Genomic DNA, 17,837 nt, shown 5'->3' on the forward strand with positions numbered 1-17,837 from the left:
CTCCGTTGCTGCCGGCCGGCCGGTTTGCGCGCCGGATCACCCGATGCCGACGGCGCGAACGGGCAGCCGATCCTGCAAGGCGGGTCGAAGCCGGTGCAACGGACGATCGGCCGATCCATTCGATGGAGCCGCCGACGGCGGGGCACTCTCGCTCCGCGGTCCGGCGGCCCCCTGCGCTCCGCTTGTCCTTCGGCGAAGATCAGTCGCCGGATGCGTCGGGCTCGCTCTCGCCGCTCTCCTCGTCCGGCTCCGGCTCCAGGCGCCGGGTTGCCCCCCATCGGTCGAGGGTCTCGTTGATCGCGTCCACGACGAAGAAGCGCGCGGCGTCCCGGCCGTAGCCTTCGTCGAGCAGCGTGTCGTAGTCGGTATGGGCATGGCGGATATAGGCGATCGTCGCCAGCCAGAGCGCGGTGGCCGGCGGCAGATCCTTCATGCGCCGCGCGCCCGCGGCCTCGCGAATGGCCTCCGCGTCGAAGAAGGGGACGCGCGGGATGGTCAGCGTGAGATATTTCGCGATCGCCTGCTGGCGCTTGGTCGTCATCTCGCCTCGTCGCCGGCGGGTCGTTCGGGCAGGGGAGGCGGAACGTCCACGCTCTCGAAATAAGGTTTGATGTCGAGAAGTGGCGTACCGTCCAGCACGTCGATGGCATCGATTCCGACGAGGCCCGCTTCGATGTCGAGCGTGGTGATCCGCACGAGATGCAGCCCGATCGGGTTCGGCCGGACGGGCGAGCGCAGGGCGAAGGTGCCGCGCGGCTCGGCGGAATGGCGCGGGGTCTGGAGGGCGAGATCGCGTCGCGCTCCGTCGAGCCAGGTGAGGAGATGCACCGCCTGTCCGGCTGCAAGGCCCGCCAGCGCCGGCCGGAAGGCCTCGGCGATCTCGACATGGGCCGGCCCGCCGCGCTCGCGGGCCTCGCGGAGATTCTTCGGACATTCCGCACGCGAGCGATGGAACGAGCGCACGCGGCCGATGAAGGCGAGGCGCGCATCGTCGGCGCCGGCGGGATCGAGGGTGAACGGCACCTCGCCGGGGCGGATCGAGGACGGGGCCGGGGGTAAGGGTGTCGTCATCCGGCGACTTCGCCCGTCTTGGCAGGGCTCCGTCAAGCGCCGGCCGCACGAAGGGGCTTGATCGCTCGTCGGAAAACCATATAAAGATATCTTTATATGGTTCAGCGGGCTCCCATGTCGTCTTCCCATCTCGATTTCGAACGCGCCGTCGATGCGCTGAAGGCGCTGGGCGAGCCGACGCGCCTTCGGCTCGTGCGTCTTTTGGCCGTCGGCGATCTCACCGTGACCGATCTCGTCCAGATTCTCGGCCAGTCCCAGCCGCGCATCTCGCGCCATCTGAAGCTTCTCGTCGAGTCGAAGATCCTGATGCGCTACCAGGAGGGCGCCTGGGCCTATTTCCGCCTCGCCGACGATGCGGCCGTCGCCGATCTCGTCGAGCGGCTGCTGGAGCGGGTGGACGGCGAGGACGCGACGCTTCGGCGCGATGCCGAGCGCCTGGAGGCCGTGCGCCGCGACCGCGCGACGCGGGCGGCCGACTATTTCGCGCGCAATGCCGGAAGCTGGGACCGCATCCGCCTTCTCCACGCGCCCGATGCCGATGTCGAGCGCCGCCTGCTCGACCGGATCGGCGAGGCGCCGGTGGAGCGCCTGCTCGACATCGGAACCGGCACGGGCCGTCTGCTCGAGCTTCTGGCCGGCCGCAGCGGCCGCGCCACGGGCATCGATGCCTCGCGCGAGATGCTGCAGGTGGCGAGGGCCAAGCTCGAGGCCGGCGGCATCGCCAATGCCACGGTGCGCCTCGGCGACTGCTATCGGCTGCCCGTGCCGCGCGATGCCTTCGATCTCGTGACGCTGCATCAGGTGCTGCACTATCTCGACGATCCCGCCGCCGCGCTCCGCGAGGCGGCCTCGGTGCTTTCGCCGGGCGGCCGGCTCGCCGTCGTCGACTTCGCCCCGCATCATCTGGAATTCCTACGCAACGAGCACGCGCACTTGCGCCTCGGCTTCAGCGAGGAATGGCTTTCCGCGATCCTGGAGGAGGCCGGTCTCGACCTCCTCTCCGTCGATCGCCTCGGACCCGGCTCGGCCGAGCCCGACCGCCTGACCGTCACGATCTGGTTCGCGCGGGACCGCCGCCCTGCGGCCGAGATCGCGTCTTCTATCGCCGTCTAGACAACTCGACCCTCTGCAAGAAAGCACGCCCCATGGCCCGTCGCGCGCCCTCGTCCGGCAAGGATATCCGCGTTTCCTTCGAGTTCTTTCCGCCGAAATCGGACAAGATGGAGGAGACGCTTTGGGCTGCGATCGAGCGGCTCGCTCCGCTCTCGCCGAGCTTCGTCTCCGTCACCTACGGCGCGGGCGGCTCCACGCGCGAGCGCACGCATCACACGGTTTCGCGCATCCTGAAGGAGACGGACCTTGCGCCCGCCGCCCATCTGACCTGCGTCGATGCCTCGCGCGAGGAGGTGGATGCCGTCGTCCGGCAGTATCGCGACACGGGCGTTCGCCATTTCGTGGCGCTGCGGGGCGACAGCCAGGCCGGCGCGGGCGCGGCCTATGTCGCCCATCCCGGCGGCTACCGGAACGCGGTCGAACTGGCCGCGGGCCTGCGCGCCATCGACGATTTCGAGATTTCCGTCTCGGCCTATCCTGAAAAGCATCCCGAAAGCGCCGATTTCGCCACCGATATCGATCTCCTGAAGCGCAAGGTGGACAATGGCGCGACGCGGGCGATCACCCAGTTCTTCTTCGACAACGATCTCTACGAGCGCTATGTCGAGCGCGTCCGCAAGGCGGGCATCTATATCCCGATCGTGCCCGGCATCGTGCCGATCCACGACTTCGTGAAGGTCGCGCGCTTCTCCGCCGCCACCGGCGCCACGATCCCGACCTGGCTGGCCGAGCGCTTCGAGGGACTGGAGAACGACGCGCAGACCCGCAGCCATGTCGCGGCCGCCGTCTGCGCCGAGCAGGTGCTCGATCTCGTCGAGCGCGGCGTCGACGATTTCCACTTCTACACGATGAACCGCGCCGATCTGGTCTACTCGATCTGCCACATTCTCGGCCTTCGCCCCAAGACCGGCGAGCCGGCGGCAAGCGTGGCCGGAGCGGGCACGGCGGCCGCCGCCTGAACCGGCGTCCGCTTCCCCGAGACGGGAAGCGGCTCGCCCCAAGCGCCTTTCTAACTCCGCTCGATGTTCGAAGTCGCGAGCCTCAGCGTTCGAACATCCGAGGGGGCGCCAGGGCGGACGCTCTTGCCTCGCAACCCTATAAACGGCGAAGGCCGGAGCGTTTCCGCTCCGGCCTTTCGGATATCGATCTGGATCGCCGATGGACGGGCTGCGAAAGCCCTACGGCAGGACCCCCAGGACCATGGCGCCGACGAAAACGAAGGCGGCCGAGATCATCAGGAGGTTCAGGGATCGCGAAATGAGCATCGTGTTTCCCTCACGTTTCATGCCCAACACGTTAACCCACCGTTCAGATAGGTAAAGATCCAATTCATGCTGCACCGCACGGGATATGACGGCTTATCTCAATCCGTGATCGTTCGCGGGATGCTATGCTCATAGTGGTGACATTGATGGCATGGCTTGCCATAAATGATCAAAATGACGCCAAAATATTCCATCGCCTTGTTGTGGACAAGGTTCAGTCGGGCCGCTGGAGCCGCTCCAGCAGGTCGGCGATCGAGAGGGCCGCCCGATCCCGGCCGAAGCGCGTGACGAGGGTGATGCCGAGCGGCAGGCCGTCTTCGTCCTGAAAACCTGGAACGTTGACGCACGGATTGCCCGTCACGGTCCAGAGCCGGTTCATGGCGGGATCGCCGGTCGTGGCGAGCGAGGCGGGTGCGGCGCCGAGCGCCGACGGCGCGATCAGCGCATCGACCTCCTCGAAGAGGGCGGTCGCCGCCTTGCGCCCCTGCCGCGCGGCGCGCCGGGCCTCGTCGTAGCGCTCCGGCGAGAGAGCCGCGCCCTCGGCGAGGGCCTGCCGCAGGCTCTCGCTCAGCCGAGCGCCCTCGATCAGCCGCTCATGCGCCAGCGACTGCGCCCCCTCGTAGGACTGGATCAGCGGCTGCGCCAGACGCGCCGCGGCCAGCGTTTCCGTCTCCGCGACATCGATCAGACTCGCCCCTGCGCGCTCCATGAGGCGCCCAGCCCGCGAAACGGCCTCCGCCATCTCGGGCGACAGCGCATCGTCGGCGCCGGAGCGATAGATGCCGATCCGCAGGTCCCGCGCCTCGACCGGCTCCACGTCGAGCGCGCGGCCCGTCAGGAGGGCGGCGAGCAGGGCGACGTCGGACACGGTCGGGGCGAAGAGCCCGGCCGTGTCGAGCGACCAGGCAAAGCTCTTCATGCCGACGGTCGGCAAAAGGCGGAAGCTCGGCTTGTAGCCGGCGACGCCGCAGAAGGCGGCGGGGCGGATGATCGAGCCCGCCGTCTGCGAGCCGAAGGCGCCCGCCACCATGCCGCTTGCGACCGCAGCCGCCGAGCCGGACGAGGAGCCGCCGGGCGTGTGCGCGAGATCGCGGGGATTGCGCGTTTTGGCCGGCGTCAGATAGGCGAACTCCGTCGTCGCCGTCTTGCCCGCGATGAACGCGCCCTTTTCGCGCGCGATGGCGACGAGCGTCGCGTCGGCGCGCGGGCGATGGCCGGCATAGATCGGCGAGCCATGCTCGGTCGCCATGTCGGCGGTGTCGTAGATGTCCTTGATGCCGAGCGGGATGCCGGCGAGCGGCCCCGCGGCATGGCGCGCGGCTTCGAGCGTCTCGGCCGGCGCGCGGCGCACGAAGGCGCGGATGTCGCCATCCGCCGCATCGACGCGCTCGGCGAATTCCGCGATCGACGCGCTGGCCGAGAGGGCTCCCGTCTCGATGGCGGAGAGGCGCTGGCGAAGGGTGAGGGCGCTCATCGGGCGACGGCCTGGGCGTGGATCAGGCGCGCGATGCGCCCGTCGATCGCGGCAAGGCCTGCCAGGATCAGCGCGAAGCCGCCGACCTCGCCCGCCGTCAGCGCCTCTCCATGGAACAACACGCCGAGAAGGATGGCGCTGGCCGGCACCAGGAACGTGACGAGCGAGGCGTTCGTCGCGCCCGCCGCGGCCACGATCTGGAAGAAGAGGATGAAGGCGAGCGCCGTGGCGCCGAGAGCCAGCGCCAGGAGCGCGACCGCGCCGCCGCCGCTGAGATCCCCGTAGACGAGAGGGCCATGGACCGCGAGCACGAGCGGCATCATCATCAGGCCGGAGGCACAAAGCTGCCCGGTCGCCACGACGGCCGGCGGAACGCCCTTGAAGCGGCGGGAGAAGACGCCGGACAGCGCATAGCAGAACGTCGCCGCGAGAATGGCCGCGAAGGCGTAGACCGGAACGCTATGACCGGTCCCGAAGGCCTCCGGTCCGACCAGCACCGCGACGCCGACGATGCCGAGCATGACGCCCGCGAGCTTGCGGCCGGTCAGCCGCTCGTCCGACGTCGCGATGGCCGCGACGAGGATCGTCCAGAGCGGGGTCGTGGCGTTGAGGATCGAGGCGAGCCCGCCGCCCATCCGCGTCTGCCCGATCGCGAGCAGAAGGAAGGGCACGGCATTGTTGAGAAGGCCGAGGATCAGGAAGTCGCCCGCGCGCTGGCGCAGGGGCGCGAACGAGATGCCGCGCAGGCGCAGGTAGACGAGAAGCGCCAGAGCGGCGAGACCGAGCCGGGCGCCGACGAGGGGAAGCGGCGGCAGTTCGCGGATGACGATCTGCGTCAGGAAAAAGGACCCGCCCCAGAGCCCGCCCAGCACGAAGAGGAGTGCCCAGGAGCGCCCGCTCATGGAAGGCGGGGCGGTCGGTTGGATGGTCATCGCAAGGCGCTCCTTTGGTCTCCGGTGTTGCAGATGACGCCCTCGCATGCCACCCGTTTTCCAAAGGTGCGGGCGCTTCGCGACTGAGACCGCCCGATCCCCTCGCGCAAGGTTGAAGAAACACCGATGCAGATTTTCGAGACGGCCAAGGATGCGGCCCTGGCGCTGCGGCCGGACGTGCCGGTCTACTGCTTCCGCCCCAACGTCCTGAAGGAGGACGCCAAGGCCTTCATGGAAGCCTTTCCCGGCGACACCGCCTATGCGGTGAAGACCAATGGCGAGCCGATGGTGCTGAAAGCCCTGTCGGAGGCGGGCGTGAGGATCTTCGACGTCGCCTCGCCCGGCGAGTTCGCGGCCGTGCGCGCCGTCGCGCCCAAGGCCGAGATGCTCTACATGCACCCGGTCAAGGCACAGTCCGACATCCGGCTCGCGCTGGAGACCTACGGCATCCGGATCCTGTCGCTCGACCACGAGGACGAGGTCGCCAAGATCCTGCGCATCGTGCGCGCGCTCGATCTCGATCCCTCGACCATCACGCTCTTCATCCGCCTGCAGACCAAGGGCAGCGCGGCTTACGAGCTGTCCAAGAAGTTCGGCGCAGCGCCCGCCCATGCGGTCGAGCTTCTCCAGCGCTGCCACAATATCGGCTTCAAGGTCGGCGTCTGCTTCCATGTCGGCTCGCAGATCGAGGACCCCGAGACCTACGAGCGGGCGCTGCGCTCGGCCTATTGGGTGCGCTCGCGGGCCGGCGTTCCGCTGGCGGGGCTCGATGTCGGCGGCGGCTTTCCCGCCGAATACGGCCATGATCCGAAATCGAAGAAGCCCGAAATGCCGGGCCTCGGCCAGATCATGTCGCGCCTTCGCGGCGACATCGAAGCCCATGATTTCCAGGACATGGCGCTCGTCGCCGAGCCCGGCCGCGTCGTGGTGGCGCGCGCCTTCTCGCTGATCGTGCGCGTGCTTCTGCGCAAGGGCCGCCGGCTCTACATCAACGACGGAATCTGGGCCTCGCTATCCGACAGTTGGACCGGCAAGATCACGCTGCCCGCCCGCTTCATCCCCGATCCCGCCCGCACCCGGCGCAACGGCGACCCGAAGACCATCGCCCCCTTCCGCGTCTGCGGCGCGACCTGCGACAGCGTCGACATCCTCTCCCGGCCCTTCTGGCTCCCCGAGACGGTGGACACCGGCGACTGGATCGAGATCGGCCATATCGGCGCCTACTCCCTCTCCCTTCGCACCCGCTTCAACGGCTTCTATCCCGACACGTTCGTCGAGGTGACGACCCCGTTCGACCCCGGCAAGGCGGAAGGATATGCGAGCCTGGAGACGATGGGGGAGTAGGGGCGGGAGATCATCTTGCGTCGGAGCCGGCTTTCTCCCAAATCTGAAGCGACCGAACAGAAGGGCCCTACGATGCGTCCAGCCGAAGCCGTGAGTTCCGCCAAACGGGGCATAGCCGAATTGTTCGTCGGTGAATCGATTCAAAATCTCGGGCTTGAAGAAATCGAGTACAGCGACGACGAGCGGGTCTGGCACATTACCCTCGGATTCTCCCGTCCCTGGGACGATCGCCGCGGGCTTTCCAACCTCCTGGGGGCCGATGCCTTGGCCAACAGGCACTACCGTGTCGTGAAGGTGCGCGATGAGGATGGCGCGATCATCTCGGTGAAGTTGCGAGAGCTGAACTGAGCGGTGCGCAAGGCGCTTGTTCTCGATACCCAGCTTGCGGTTCTCTTGGTCGTCGGCAATGCCGATCGCGGCTACATCGAGCGCCACAAGCGCCTTTCGGCCTATCGGTCGGAGGACCATGATCTCTTGTGCCGCGTGGTCGATCGGTTCCGAAGCCTCATCTGCAGCGTCAATGTGCTCACAGAAACGTCCAACCTGACACGTCAGATTTCCGAACCGATGAAGTCGGAGATTGCCGCTTCGCTCCGGCGGCTGATCCTGCATTGCGAGGAGATCTACAGCCCGTCCGTGAACATCGCTCCATCCGCGGAATTTCGGTCGCTGGGACTGACGGATGCCGGTCTACTCGCAATCCTGAATCACGACCGCGTTCTGCTAACGGCCGATCTCCCGCTCTACCTGGAGGCGATGCAGAAGGGGCTCGTCGCCGTCAGCTTCGCGCATCTGCAAGAGAACGAGATGCAGTTATCTGCCGGTTTTTAGGGCGAGGCGCCGAGCGCCTCGCCCATCGTTTGCTGGGATCAGCGAGACGCCTTGTAGAGCTTCTGCGCGATCTCGAACATTTCCTCCGGCGCGTAGTCCGGGGTGAAGGCCGAGGGCACGCCCGTCAGCTGGTGGATCTTGCCGCCTTCCGGCATGCCGTCGACGACTTCCAGCTCGCCCGGCGGATCGTTCGGCAGAGCGACTTCGCCATTGCCCCAGATGCCGGCCATCTCCTTGTAGTCGTTCGGGCTGAACGTATAGAGGCGGCGATGCGAGCCTTCGTCGAGATACTTCTGGCACTCGGGGATCTTGTCGAGCGGAATGTTCGGCGTCGGCAGGAAGTCCTTGATCTTGACGCCCGTGATCTTCTCCAGAGCCAGCGCATAGGCATGCGCATGGACCGAGCCGCGCACCAGGAGATAGCCGCAGACCTCGCGACCCGTCGGATCGGTCAGCGTCTCGTAGACGCGCAGCTTGTGCAGGCGCGCGCCGCATTCGAGATGGAAGTTGTGCAGGAGATCGACGACGACATTGCCCGTCGTCGTGATGAAGTCGTTGTTCCAGGAGGCGCCGTTGGAGTTCACCGGCATCGCGCCGCCTCCGCCGGAGAGGAAGGCAGCCGCGAGGCGGATGTCCTTCATGTCCTCGAAGGGCGCGCCGGAAATGTCGCCGCCGTCCTTCTCGTCGCCCTTGGGCTTGTCCGGCCCGTTGGCCAGCATGGCGACGCCGTTCGAGACGAGCTCGACATGGCCGAGCTCTTCCGCCGTGATCGAGGCGACGAGGCTGTAGAAGGGCTTCAGCTTGTCTTTGGAGCGGAAATTGAAGCTCTGGAACATGTAGTTCCCGAGCGTGGACATTTCGCCGTACTTGCCGCCCAGGAGTTCCTGAAGCGCGGCCGCCGCGTTCGGATCCGCCCGTTTCGGCGCAGGAAGCTCGGCCTGGAGCTTGTCGACTCGCATGAACATGGAAGGACCTTTCGCTGTGGTCCTATCCGAACGGGTCGTTAACTTAAGCGTTCCTGACTAAGGCTGTTGGCAGCTACCGACATGAGCTTTCGGCAGCCCGGAACCTCGCCTCAGCGCTTCGGCGTGATGTCCTTCAGAAGCTCGGGATCGAGATCCGCCCGGTGATCGGGGAAGTGGTCGAGGATCATGTTGGCGTTGCGCTTGTGCGCCTTGAAGTAGACGTCGAACACGTCGCCGAGGAGCGGCACGGAGCCGACCGCGACGTCGAGGCCGACATTGCCGACCATGCGCATGATCTTGTGCCGGGGCAGGCCGAGCTTGCGCGCTTCGTTGATGATGAAGAGACCGATCAGGCCGCCGGCCGCGTCGCCGATGCCGGGGACGAGGCCCATGACGGAATCGGCGCCGAAGCGCACGCCGATGACCGGCACGCGGATGGCCGTGTCCATGAGCCGAGCGAGGCGGCTGATCCGCTTCAGGCGGCGAATGCGCTCGGAGCGTGAGAACGCGGCTTCGGGGACGGCGTCGGCGGTGGTGCTGTAGACCATCGTCTTTCTCGAAGGACCTTTCCGGCATCGCGCCGGGGGTTGGGCCGGCGTCTGGAAATCATATGGGAAGACCGTTCGCCTTGCGAAAGACCCCGGCCTTTCCGACGGATTTTTTGCACCGCACAGGGCGGCACCATCAAGGAGCCGCAGTCCTGCCCTCCATGGCCGCAGCGACCGATTCCAGGGCCGCGGCAGGGGCGGGGGATCGGATTGGAACAGGCAGCCGGACATGCGACCGGACTGGTCGAGATCGCCTTCGTCACCGTCGTCGCGGTGACGTCGGGGCTGCTTCTCATGCAGCTGAAGCTGCCGCCGATGATCGGCTTCATCCTCGCCGGCATCGCGCTGGGGCCGACGGGTTTCGGCGTCATCGACAACTCCGAGAACGTCTCCGCGCTCGCCGAGATGGGCGTCGTGGTTCTGCTCTTCTTCATCGGCATGGAACTGTCGCTGAAGGCCTTCGTGCAGACGCTGAAGCCCGCGCTCCAGATCGCCGGCGGCCAGCTCTGCGCGGCCATGGCCATCACCTTCGGCCTGATGGCGATCTCGACCGCTACGCTATCCGAAGCCATCATCCTCGGCTTCATCATCGCGCTCTCCTCCACGGTGGTCGCGATGAAGATGCTGGCCGAGATCGGCGAGCTTCGCACCGATGTCGGGCGCATCACGGTCGGCGTCCTGATCGCGCAGGACATCGCCGTCGTGCCGATGCTCATCCTCGCCACCGCGCTCGGCGGCACCGCCGAGATCGGCTGGCCGATGATCGCGCTGAAGATCGTCGGCGCGGTCGGAGTGCTGGCGCTGCTCCTGCGCTATCTCGGCCGGCGGCCGAAGCTGCGGCCCTCGTTTGCGGCGGCGGTGGAGAACAATGTCGAGATCCTCGTCCTCGGCTCGCTCGCCTTCTGCCTGGCTCTGGCTTCGCTCTCCGGCGTCGCGGGTCTGTCGCCCGCCTATGGCGCGTTCATCGCGGGGCTGATCGTCGGTTCCTCCACGCTGCGGGGGCGGGTGATCCCGGTGATCGAGCCGATCCAGAGCCTGCTTCTCGTCGTCTTCTTCCTGTCGATCGGCCTTCTGATCGATCTGTCCTTCATTGTGGAGGAGTGGAAGCTCGTCCTCCTCGCCTCGATCTTCGTCATCATGGCGAAGACGGCCTTCAACATCCTTCTCATCCGCATGGCGGGCCTGCCCCGCCGGACCGCGCTGGAGGCCGGGCTCTCCATGGCGCAGATCGGCGAGTTCTCCTTCATCATCGCCGCCGCCGCCTTCGCGTCCGGCGCCATCGGCGACGACGTCTACCGCCTCGCCATCGCGGTGACGGCCATCACGCTCCTCGTCTCGCCCGCCTGGATGTCGCTGATGCGCATGATCGACAACGAGGCCCGCTTCGGCATCGTCGAGTTCAGGCGGGCGCTGGCGGAACTCTCCTTTGAACGCGGCCGGGCCGTGCGAAGCGTCGATGCGCTGGGCGACTGGGCGCACCGGCTGAACATCCGGCGGCGCGCGCTGCGGCGGGCCATTCGGCGCAGGCGGCAGGCGGGGCGGGTGCACGCAGAAGGAACTTGAAATCAAACGGTCTGTACGCCGGCCACCGCCGCGGCGAGTTACTTTTGATCTTTTGGATTGGGCCCGTAGCGATTTGTGCCCGGTGTACCTTCGAGGCAGAGAAAAACAAGAAATATGATCGCCGACACAAGACTGATAAGCGCAAAACCGCCCAGATAGATTGTTAGTTTGAGAATTTCGCCTTCGGTAGACGGCATTTCCGAACCAATAAGGTAAAAAGGTAGGCTGGAGTTTGCGATAAAAATGGGTGCTAAAGGAAGTGCAATCCACCAAGAGCTTCGTTCGCTATCGTGCAGACGGCGCGCCGTAACCATAAAGCTGGGCAGTAGAGTTCCAAATAACCAGATCTTACTGAGAAGACCACCGTTCAGCGTATAAGATGTCGCGTTCGCCGCGACTTGCGTGTCTACGGCGCCGCCAAGTCCTGCGATCAAATCCACCGTGGGCAAAACCAGCGAAATAACGAAGTACAGCAGAACCCAAAGCCAAAATTACCGTCGACGCGAGCGCCCGAAAAAGTCGAAATAGCGCTTCAACGGAAGGATGGCGTCCGGCATAATTGGCCCCGGGTTTCTACGACGCCAAGCCTAGCAAGATGTCATCGTAAGTGTAACGGAACATCTGCCGCCGTTCATCCTAGCAAGTTTACATCTCAGTTCCGAACGAGCTCAACAGCATCGACGCTACGACCAGAACGGCGACGCCGATGATGACGACGAGGGCGTTTCGCTTCGCCGTGTCGCGCTTCGGCTTGGCGGGCGCTGGCTTCGGCTTGCGGGGTTCGAACTTGTGGATGTTGCTCATCGGACGACGATAGCAGACGAGAGTGAAAGGTTCGTGGGCCGTTCGGTCAAAATCAGTCTGCGGCATTTGTGTTCCGTCGTATGCGACGGTCGGGTCGCGGACTTCCTGCACCGCGGTTGAGGCGCCATCGTTCAGGACGGCTTTTGCCATTCCATGATGAGAAAATACGGCGCCCGGCGGTAGCGGTCGGTTTGGGATTGTTCTGCCTCAACCGGCTCTGGTTCGTCGAAATGTCGAAGTTGCAAGCCCGCTTCCAGTAGAAGCTTCATGTAGGTTTTCAGCGGCCAGTGCCAGTTGAGGACTTTGATGGCACCCCACTCAACCCACTGCGCACGTTCGTCGAGATAGTCATCAATGTAGAAACGCTGCGTTTCATCGGCTTCGCGCGTCCAGCCCTTGGGCGGACCAGCCGTATTGAAGCTTTGCAAATTGGCGATCAACAAAGTGCCGCCGGGACGAAGCACCCGATTGAACTCGGAAATGGCCCTTGGAAGATCGGGGATGTCGATCAGGGAAAGATAGCTGACCGCGAGATCGAAGGATTGATCCGCAACATTCAGTGCTTCCGCTTTTCCGATACGGTAGTCGCCGTCCGGATCGAGCCGGCGAGCCCGTTCGATCAGCTCCGCCGTCGGATCGATCCCGACGGGGCGGAGACCGCTCCTGCGCAGCATCCGGCAAAATCGGCCTTCGCCGCAGCCGATATCGATGGCGTCGATAAAGTCTCGACCGGTCACGCGTGCCATCATGGGCCGGTCCAGGACGAAGCGACGGCCCCAGTCGCCATCGACGCCTTGAGCCTCGATCCAACCTTCCGCCGACTCGTTCCAGCCGTCTTCCATCGCTCAGAACGCTTTCAGAGCGCGGCAAGCAGGTCCGGCGTCGGCCAGCCGTCGGCGGGGATCCCCAAGCGCTGCTGTTCGCGGCGGACCGCCTCGCGGGTGGCGCCGCCGAGAATGCCATCGACCTTGCCGACATCGTAGCCGCGGCCGGCGAGCTTGGTCTGGAGCGACTTCATCTCGTCGGTCGAAAGGCCCTTCTGAGGATTGCCCATGTCGATCGGCGGAGCGCCGGCGAGGCGGGTCGAGAAGTAGCCGGCCGTCAGGGAATAGACGAGCGACTTGTTCCACTCGAGATAGACGTCGAAATTCGGGAAGGCGAGGAAGGCCGGGCCGCCCCGGCCCATCGGCAGGATGAGCGAGGCCGGCAGCGCGTCGCTTTCGAGCGCCGAGCCGTCCGCCTTGGTGATGCCAAGGCTCGCGAATTCCGAGCGCGGCTCCTTGTTGGCGAGCGCGGCGCGATCCCAGGGAAAGTCGTCGGGCACGCGCACGGCTTCGAGCCAGGGCTCGCCCTTGCGCCAGCCGAGCGACTGCATGAACTTGCCCGTTGTCGCCAGAACGTCCTCGTCGTCCTTCAGGAGATCGACGCGCCCGTTGCCGTCCTCGTCCGTGCCGAACTTAAGATACTCCTCGGGCAGGATCTGCGTCTGGCCGAGTTCGCCGGCCCAGGCGCCCTTCATCTCGTCGGGGGTGAGATAGCCGCGATCGACGACCTGCATCGCGCCGATGAGATGGGGGCGGAAAAGCTCCGGTCGGCGGCAGTCATGCGCCAGCGTCGCCAGCGCGCTCAGCGTGTCGAAGTCGCCGAGAACGGCGCCATAGTCGGTCTCGAGGCCCCAGAAGGCCGCGATCGCCGGGCCGGGCACGCCGGTCTCCGCTTCGATCTTCTTGAAGGTGGAGGCGTATTTCTGAAGGTTCGCCTTGCCCTGCTTCAGGCGGGAGGCGTTCGCCATGCGGGTGGAGAACTCGCCCCAGGTCTGGCTGAACACGCCCTGAGCCCGGTCGCGCGCCAGCACCTTCGGGTTCGGCACCATGCGCGCCGTCGAGGCCTCGATCGCGGCCTCCGAAATGCCGGCCGCCCGCGCTTCCGTCTTCACGCCCTCGATGAAGGCGCCGAAGTCGCCGCCGCAGGCGGGAGCGGACTGGGCTGCGGCCAGCGAGGTGCCGGAGAGGAGGAGCGCGAGGCAGACGGCGAGGCGGCGAACGGACATGGGCAGGCTTTCCTTCGAAACGGACGCGCCTTCGGCCGGGCCGGGTCATCGATCCCCGGCGGAGCCTCGAATCAGGCGCTGCGACTGGCGCGGACCTATTTAGGTCCAACGTGGCGGTTTGAAGGAAAGCGCCGCCTCGTCAAGCTGCCATCGGCGCGCTCAGGCGCGGATGCTGCGCGCCTTCAGCCATTTCGCCCAGTCGCCCTTGGAGCCGGAGAAGGCGTTGCGGTCGACGTCGCCCGTCACGCCCGGCACCGTTCCCGTCGCCGTCCACTGCCAGAACCGGAAGGGTCGGTCGGTGTAGACGTTGTTCGGATGATCCTTCACCGCCCGCAGCCAGAACTCGTGGCGCGGCAAGGTGCCGACGAGCCGGTCGCGATGGATGTCGATCGGCGCGTAGATGATGGGCCGGGTGTCGTAATGCTTCTCGACGATGTTGAGGAAGTCCTCCATCTCGCGCACGAGATCCTCGCGCGGCGGGCGAATGGTGCAGGTCGGCGAATCCGGCGTCCACTCGACATCGAGAACCGGGGGCAGGGCATGGGCCTGCTTCGGCACGGTGCGGATGAACCAGCGCGCCTGCTCGGCGCCGGAGCGGCAATGGTAGAAGAAGTGGTAGGCGCCGCGCGGCATGCCGGCCGCGCCCGCCCGCTTCCAGTTCTCCTCGAACCTCGAGTCCACGCGGTCGCCACCCTCGGTGGATTTGAGATAGGCGAAGGCGACGCCGCCATTGCGGGCGGCCGACCAGTCGATGTCGCCCTGGTATTTCGAAACGTCGATCCCGTGGATCGGATAGTGGTTCGGGCTGGGGCCGGTGAAACCGGACAGCGCTAGATCACGCGCGTCGAGCCCGCCGCCGCTGCAGCCGCCGAGCAGCCCGCCGGCCAGAAGGGGCAGGAAGGCGCGGCGCGAAAGGGGGCGGGACGGAGGAGGCGTCATGATATCTCCGCAAGGGTGCAAGAGCTTGAAATCGTGGGTTCGGTTCGGCGTCGCCACGCGGCCTCTAGCATCGAAAGCTTGCCTCTCCCTCGCCGCGCCCGTCGCGCACCCCATATATTGCGCGGGGCATCGTCGATGCTCCACCTGAAGGGTTCGGATCGTTGCGCATCGAAATGAGGCGTGATGATGGGAGACCGAACGCCGCGGGGCCTCCATGCGTTGAGGCTCCGAAACAACGAAATGGATGTTGACGATGAAGACGATCTCTCTCGCAATCTGCGCCTCGGCCCTCCTCGCGCTCTCGGCCTGCTCGGACAACAAGACCGAGACGCCCGCCGCAACGACGACGACGACCGCGCCGGCTGCAACGACCACCACCACGACGCCTGCGACGGGCTCCATGAGCACCACGGCCCCCGCGACCGGCACGACCGGAACCACGGGCACGACCACGGGCACCACGACCACCCAGTAAGCCTCGATGCTCCCGCGCCGCGCCTTCGGCGCGGGGCGGGACGGGGGCTTTCGAACGATCGCGAGGCGATCCGCATTCGGCGGGTCGCCTCGTTTTCGTTTCGAGGCCACTTTCTGGAAGCCTGCGCTTTCAAGAAGGAGTGTTCGGCAGGAGAACGGGGGGTGACGCCGCCTGTTGCGGCGCGATAGGATCGGGGGAACGCCAGGAGACAGCGCAGCGGGTGCTAGAGAGGCGGGTTCGGAACAGTCGATGCAGATCCTTTCCAGCCTCGCGGCCCTTCTTCGATCCCTGCCGCAGAGCGGACGCGAAACGCTCGAAGGCCTCTACGAGAGCATTCGAACGCTGTTTTCCGGCGATCGCGAGACGCGGCGCAGCGTCGCCTTCTCCGTCGCCATGATCGCTTTGGCCGCCAAGATGGCGAAGGCCGACGGCATCGTCTCGGCGCCCGAAATCTCGGCCTTCCGGCAGATTTTCGACATTCCGCCGCAGGAGCTGCGCAACGTCTTCCGCCTCTACGATCTGGCCAAGGAGGACACGGCCGGATACGAGGCCTATGCGCGCCGGATGACGACGCTCTGCACCGACCCGAGCGGCGGCTGCCAGCTCCTGGCGGACATTCTGGACGGCCTCTTCCACATCGCCAAATCCGACGGCGTCATCCACCAGCGAGAGCTGGATTTCCTGACCCACGTCTCCGAGATTTTCCGCATCCCCGAAGCCGAGTTCGCCGCGATCCTGCGCCGGCATGTCTCGACGGGCCGCAGGGGCGCCTATGCCGTGCTCGGCGTCGAGCCGGATGCGCCGCCGGCCGTGGTGCGCGCGCGCTATCTCCAGCTGGTCAAGGAGAACCATCCGGACCGCCTCGCGGCGCGCGGCGTGCCCGACGAGTTCATGGCGATCGGCCTCGAGCGCATCAAGGCGATCAACGCGGCTTATGACGAAGTCGCTCGGGCGGTGGCCTCGTGAGGTCGGATTTCGCGCCGGACAGCTTGCTGGTCGATGCCATCCTGCCCTCGCCGAACATCGGCGAACGGCGCGGGCAGGCGGGGCCGGACATGGTCATCCTCCATTACACCGGCATGGAGGACGGCGAAGCGGCGGCCCGCTGGCTCGCCATGGAGCGGAGCCAGGTCTCCTGCCACTATCTCGTCCACGAGGACGGCCGCATCGTCCAGCTGGTGGAAGAGCGCCTGCGCGCCTGGCATTCGGGCGCGGGAAGCTGGCGGGGGCGCGACGACGTGAACTCGCGGTCCGTCGGCATCGAGATCGTCAATCCCGGCCACGACCACGGCTATCGGCCTTTCCCGGACGCGCAGATCGAGCGCGTGATCGCGCTCTGCCGCGACATCGGCACGCGATGGGCCATACCGGCCGAAAACATCCTCGCCCATTCCGACATAGCGCCCGCCCGCAAGCAGGACCCGGGCGAGCTCTTCCCCTGGGATCGGCTGCACCGCGAGGGGCTCGGCCACCACGTCGCGCCCTCGCCGATCCGGGGCGGGCGCTATTTCGGGCTCGGCGATGCCGGCGAGCCCGTCGCGGCCTATCAGGGCCTCCTGGCCGCCTATGGCTACGAGGTCGAGGCGAACGGCCGATTCGACGAGGCGACGCGCTTTGCGACCATCGCCTTCCAGCGCCATTTCCGCCCGGCCAAGATCGATGGCGTCGCCGACCTCTCCACGATCGAGACGCTCCACCGCCTCCTCGTAAGCCTGCCGACCTCGCCCTTCGCCGTCGCCTGAGCGCGCTCGCGGGTTGACACGAGCGCGCGCGCGTCCGATGGCTCGCGCGCCAGTCGGCTGGGCGACCGCTGCCGCCAATGTCGAAAGACGGCGGGGGAGGAAAGTCCGGGCTCCACGGAGAAACGGTGCCGGGTAACGCCCGGCGGGGGCGACCCTAGGGAAAGTGCCACAGAGAACAGACCGCCTCGCGGCCCATCCTCGCACCGGCGCCTCGTGCGCTGGCGGATGGCGTCTGCGGGGTCAGGGTGAAACGGTGGGGTAAGAGCCCACCGCGCTTCATGGCAACATGGGCGGCACGGCAAACCCCACCGGGAGCAAGACCGAATAGGAACGACGTGGCGGGCGACCGCCGGCCTCTCCGGGTCAGTCGTTCGGGTGGGTTGCTCGAGGCGGCGCGCAAGCGTCGTCCCAGAGGAATGGTCGCCGGGCGGCGAGAGCCGCTCACAGAACCCGGCTTATAGGCCGACTGGCACTTTCGAACCGTCCGCGGACTCCCATTTCCGGGTGAAAATGCCGTGGCGTTAGCAATTCAAAATTGTAAAGCGACCTGATTTTGTAGCCGTCTTCGAGCCTTTGCCCGAAAGCGGCATGGGAAGCCGCTTAAGTGCCGGTTTCACTTGGGGATCGAGCCCCGGATATTGCGCTGCAACTGGCAGGTTGAGGCAAGCTTGCCACACCACGCCTGGATTGAAATCTCTCATATTAAGAACGTGTTAAGCTT

At 66.2% G+C, this 17,837-nt stretch carries 19 protein-coding genes, 1 other RNA gene and 1 pseudogene; 10 read left to right on the plus strand and 11 right to left on the minus strand.

Translation table 11 applies throughout. The features are described from left to right. Positions 1–199: 199 nt before the first annotated feature. Positions 200–541, minus strand: a complete 342-nt coding sequence (locus ASG62_RS21180; protein ID WP_056690021.1) for a DUF2293 domain-containing protein — start codon at positions 539–541, stop codon at positions 200–202. Then, the gene (locus tag ASG62_RS21185; protein ID WP_056690024.1) at positions 538–1,071 is read right to left on the minus strand and encodes a tRNA (N6-threonylcarbamoyladenosine(37)-N6)-methyltransferase TrmO; all 534 of its coding nucleotides are present in this window, start codon (positions 1,069–1,071) and stop codon (positions 538–540) included. Before ASG62_RS21185 ends, ASG62_RS21180 begins: the two co-directional genes overlap by 4 nt. A 114-nt stretch (positions 1,072–1,185) precedes the next feature. Between ASG62_RS21185 and ASG62_RS21190 the strand changes: the two genes are divergently transcribed. Together ASG62_RS21190 and metF are read left to right on the plus strand one after the other, a co-directional pair. Continuing rightward, positions 1,186–2,184 (plus strand): ArsR/SmtB family transcription factor, encoded by a 999-nt coding sequence (locus ASG62_RS21190; RefSeq protein ID WP_056690757.1) that lies wholly within the window; start codon positions 1,186–1,188, stop codon positions 2,182–2,184. Between the two features lie 32 nt (positions 2,185–2,216). Further along, on the plus strand, positions 2,217–3,143 hold the full coding sequence (gene metF, locus ASG62_RS21195; RefSeq protein ID WP_056690027.1) for a methylenetetrahydrofolate reductase [NAD(P)H]: 927 nt from the start codon (positions 2,217–2,219) through the stop codon (positions 3,141–3,143). A 520-nt stretch (positions 3,144–3,663) separates the two neighbouring features. Here the strand turns inward: metF and ASG62_RS21200 are convergent. After that, complete coding sequence (locus ASG62_RS21200; RefSeq protein WP_056690029.1) at positions 3,664–4,923, minus strand: amidase; 1,260 nt, start codon at positions 4,921–4,923, stop codon at positions 3,664–3,666. Further along, the gene (locus ASG62_RS21205; RefSeq protein ID WP_082536976.1) at positions 4,920–5,855 is read right to left on the minus strand and encodes a DMT family transporter; all 936 of its coding nucleotides are present in this window, start codon (positions 5,853–5,855) and stop codon (positions 4,920–4,922) included. Before ASG62_RS21205 ends, ASG62_RS21200 begins: the two co-directional genes overlap by 4 nt. A gap of 126 nt (positions 5,856–5,981) precedes the next feature. On the opposite strand from ASG62_RS21205, the gene ASG62_RS21210 reads away from it, so the two are divergent. The 3 genes from ASG62_RS21210 to ASG62_RS21220 all read left to right on the plus strand — a co-directional run bounded on the left by ASG62_RS21210 (position 5,982) and on the right by ASG62_RS21220 (position 8,030). Beyond that, positions 5,982–7,199: an alanine racemase gene (locus ASG62_RS21210; RefSeq protein ID WP_056690035.1), complete on the plus strand. Its 1,218-nt coding sequence runs from the start codon at positions 5,982–5,984 to the stop codon at positions 7,197–7,199. A 72-nt stretch (positions 7,200–7,271) separates the two neighbouring features. Next, on the plus strand, positions 7,272–7,547 hold the full coding sequence (locus ASG62_RS21215; RefSeq protein WP_056690038.1) for a hypothetical protein: 276 nt from the start codon (positions 7,272–7,274) through the stop codon (positions 7,545–7,547). Between the two features lie 3 nt (positions 7,548–7,550). Continuing rightward, positions 7,551–8,030, plus strand: a complete 480-nt coding sequence (locus ASG62_RS21220) for a PIN domain-containing protein (protein ID WP_056690041.1) — start codon at positions 7,551–7,553, stop codon at positions 8,028–8,030. 38 nt (positions 8,031–8,068) lie between these two features. Here ASG62_RS21220 and ASG62_RS21225 read toward each other — a convergent pair whose 3' ends face one another. Together ASG62_RS21225 and ASG62_RS21230 are read right to left on the minus strand one after the other, a co-directional pair. After that, on the minus strand, positions 8,069–8,995 hold the full coding sequence (locus ASG62_RS21225) for a manganese catalase family protein (protein ID WP_056690044.1): 927 nt from the start codon (positions 8,993–8,995) through the stop codon (positions 8,069–8,071). A 110-nt stretch (positions 8,996–9,105) separates the two neighbouring features. Further along, positions 9,106–9,543 carry a DUF4112 domain-containing protein gene (locus tag ASG62_RS21230; protein ID WP_056690050.1) on the minus strand — a complete coding sequence of 146 codons (438 nt, stop codon included), beginning with the start codon at positions 9,541–9,543 and terminating at the stop codon, positions 9,106–9,108. 210 nt (positions 9,544–9,753) lie between these two features. On the opposite strand from ASG62_RS21230, the gene ASG62_RS21235 reads away from it, so the two are divergent. Continuing rightward, on the plus strand, positions 9,754–11,106 hold the full coding sequence (locus ASG62_RS21235) for a cation:proton antiporter (protein WP_244487464.1): 1,353 nt from the start codon (positions 9,754–9,756) through the stop codon (positions 11,104–11,106). A 38-nt stretch (positions 11,107–11,144) separates the two neighbouring features. On the opposite strand, the pseudogene ASG62_RS25970 reads toward ASG62_RS21235, so the two are convergent. The 5 genes and pseudogenes from ASG62_RS25970 to ASG62_RS21250 all read right to left on the minus strand — a co-directional run. Next, positions 11,145–11,585 (minus strand): annotated as a pseudogene (locus ASG62_RS25970) (DUF805 domain-containing protein); the annotation flags it as partial. 166 nt (positions 11,586–11,751) lie between these two features. Further along, positions 11,752–12,060, minus strand: a complete 309-nt coding sequence (locus tag ASG62_RS26770) for a hypothetical protein (protein ID WP_156382289.1) — start codon at positions 12,058–12,060, stop codon at positions 11,752–11,754. Beyond that, entirely contained in the window at positions 12,042–12,752 is a 711-nt protein-coding gene (locus tag ASG62_RS21240; protein ID WP_056690053.1) for a class I SAM-dependent methyltransferase, read from the minus strand. Before ASG62_RS21240 ends, ASG62_RS26770 begins: the two co-directional genes overlap by 19 nt. Before the next feature lie 14 nt (positions 12,753–12,766). Then, on the minus strand, positions 12,767–13,960 hold the full coding sequence (locus ASG62_RS21245; protein ID WP_056690055.1) for a lytic murein transglycosylase: 1,194 nt from the start codon (positions 13,958–13,960) through the stop codon (positions 12,767–12,769). A 159-nt stretch (positions 13,961–14,119) separates the two neighbouring features. Beyond that, entirely contained in the window at positions 14,120–14,899 is a 780-nt protein-coding gene (locus ASG62_RS21250) for a GH25 family lysozyme (RefSeq protein WP_056690058.1), read from the minus strand. A gap of 253 nt (positions 14,900–15,152) precedes the next feature. Here ASG62_RS21250 and ASG62_RS21255 point away from each other — a divergent pair, with 253 nt between their 5' ends. The 4 genes from ASG62_RS21255 (at position 15,153) to rnpB (ending at position 17,590) form a co-directional block, all read left to right on the plus strand. Next, positions 15,153–15,374 (plus strand): hypothetical protein, encoded by a 222-nt coding sequence (locus ASG62_RS21255; RefSeq protein WP_156382291.1) that lies wholly within the window; start codon positions 15,153–15,155, stop codon positions 15,372–15,374. Positions 15,375–15,623: 249 nt separating this feature from the next. Next, positions 15,624–16,340 (plus strand): J domain-containing protein, encoded by a 717-nt coding sequence (locus ASG62_RS21260; RefSeq protein ID WP_056690065.1) that lies wholly within the window; start codon positions 15,624–15,626, stop codon positions 16,338–16,340. Next, the gene (locus ASG62_RS21265) at positions 16,337–17,116 is read left to right on the plus strand and encodes an N-acetylmuramoyl-L-alanine amidase (RefSeq protein WP_056690067.1); all 780 of its coding nucleotides are present in this window, start codon (positions 16,337–16,339) and stop codon (positions 17,114–17,116) included. The genes ASG62_RS21260 and ASG62_RS21265 overlap by 4 nt, the downstream gene beginning before the upstream one ends. Positions 17,117–17,165: 49 nt before the next feature. Continuing rightward, an RNA gene (rnpB, locus tag ASG62_RS22630) (RNase P RNA component class A) lies at positions 17,166–17,590 on the plus strand. Positions 17,591–17,837: the final 247 nt, after the last annotated feature.

It is taken from the genome of Aureimonas sp. Leaf427 (assembly GCF_001425485.1).
Classification (GTDB): Bacteria; Pseudomonadota; Alphaproteobacteria; order Rhizobiales; family Rhizobiaceae; genus Plantimonas.

Coding starts and splice junctions, on each gene's coding strand:
- ASG62_RS26770 (WP_156382289.1), bottom strand. CDS start 12,060: ATGGCAAAAGCCGTCCTGAACGATGGCGCCTCAACCGCGGTGCAGGAA.
- ASG62_RS21230 (WP_056690050.1), bottom strand. CDS start 9,543: ATGGTCTACAGCACCACCGCCGACGCCGTCCCCGAAGCCGCGTTCTCA.
- ASG62_RS21215 (WP_056690038.1), top strand. CDS start 7,272: ATGCGTCCAGCCGAAGCCGTGAGTTCCGCCAAACGGGGCATAGCCGAA.
- ASG62_RS21210 (WP_056690035.1), top strand. CDS start 5,982: ATGCAGATTTTCGAGACGGCCAAGGATGCGGCCCTGGCGCTGCGGCCG.
- ASG62_RS21225 (WP_056690044.1), bottom strand. CDS start 8,995: ATGTTCATGCGAGTCGACAAGCTCCAGGCCGAGCTTCCTGCGCCGAAA.
- ASG62_RS21250 (WP_056690058.1), bottom strand. CDS start 14,899: ATGACGCCTCCTCCGTCCCGCCCCCTTTCGCGCCGCGCCTTCCTGCCC.
- metF (WP_056690027.1), top strand. CDS start 2,217: ATGGCCCGTCGCGCGCCCTCGTCCGGCAAGGATATCCGCGTTTCCTTC.
- ASG62_RS21245 (WP_056690055.1), bottom strand. CDS start 13,960: ATGTCCGTTCGCCGCCTCGCCGTCTGCCTCGCGCTCCTCCTCTCCGGC.
- ASG62_RS21240 (WP_056690053.1), bottom strand. CDS start 12,752: ATGGAAGACGGCTGGAACGAGTCGGCGGAAGGTTGGATCGAGGCTCAA.
- ASG62_RS21205 (WP_082536976.1), bottom strand. CDS start 5,855: ATGACCATCCAACCGACCGCCCCGCCTTCCATGAGCGGGCGCTCCTGG.
- ASG62_RS21180 (WP_056690021.1), bottom strand. CDS start 541: ATGACGACCAAGCGCCAGCAGGCGATCGCGAAATATCTCACGCTGACC.
- ASG62_RS21255 (WP_156382291.1), top strand. CDS start 15,153: ATGAAGACGATCTCTCTCGCAATCTGCGCCTCGGCCCTCCTCGCGCTC.
- ASG62_RS21260 (WP_056690065.1), top strand. CDS start 15,624: ATGCAGATCCTTTCCAGCCTCGCGGCCCTTCTTCGATCCCTGCCGCAG.
- ASG62_RS21200 (WP_056690029.1), bottom strand. CDS start 4,923: ATGAGCGCCCTCACCCTTCGCCAGCGCCTCTCCGCCATCGAGACGGGA.
- ASG62_RS21190 (WP_056690757.1), top strand. CDS start 1,186: ATGTCGTCTTCCCATCTCGATTTCGAACGCGCCGTCGATGCGCTGAAG.
- ASG62_RS21185 (WP_056690024.1), bottom strand. CDS start 1,071: ATGACGACACCCTTACCCCCGGCCCCGTCCTCGATCCGCCCCGGCGAG.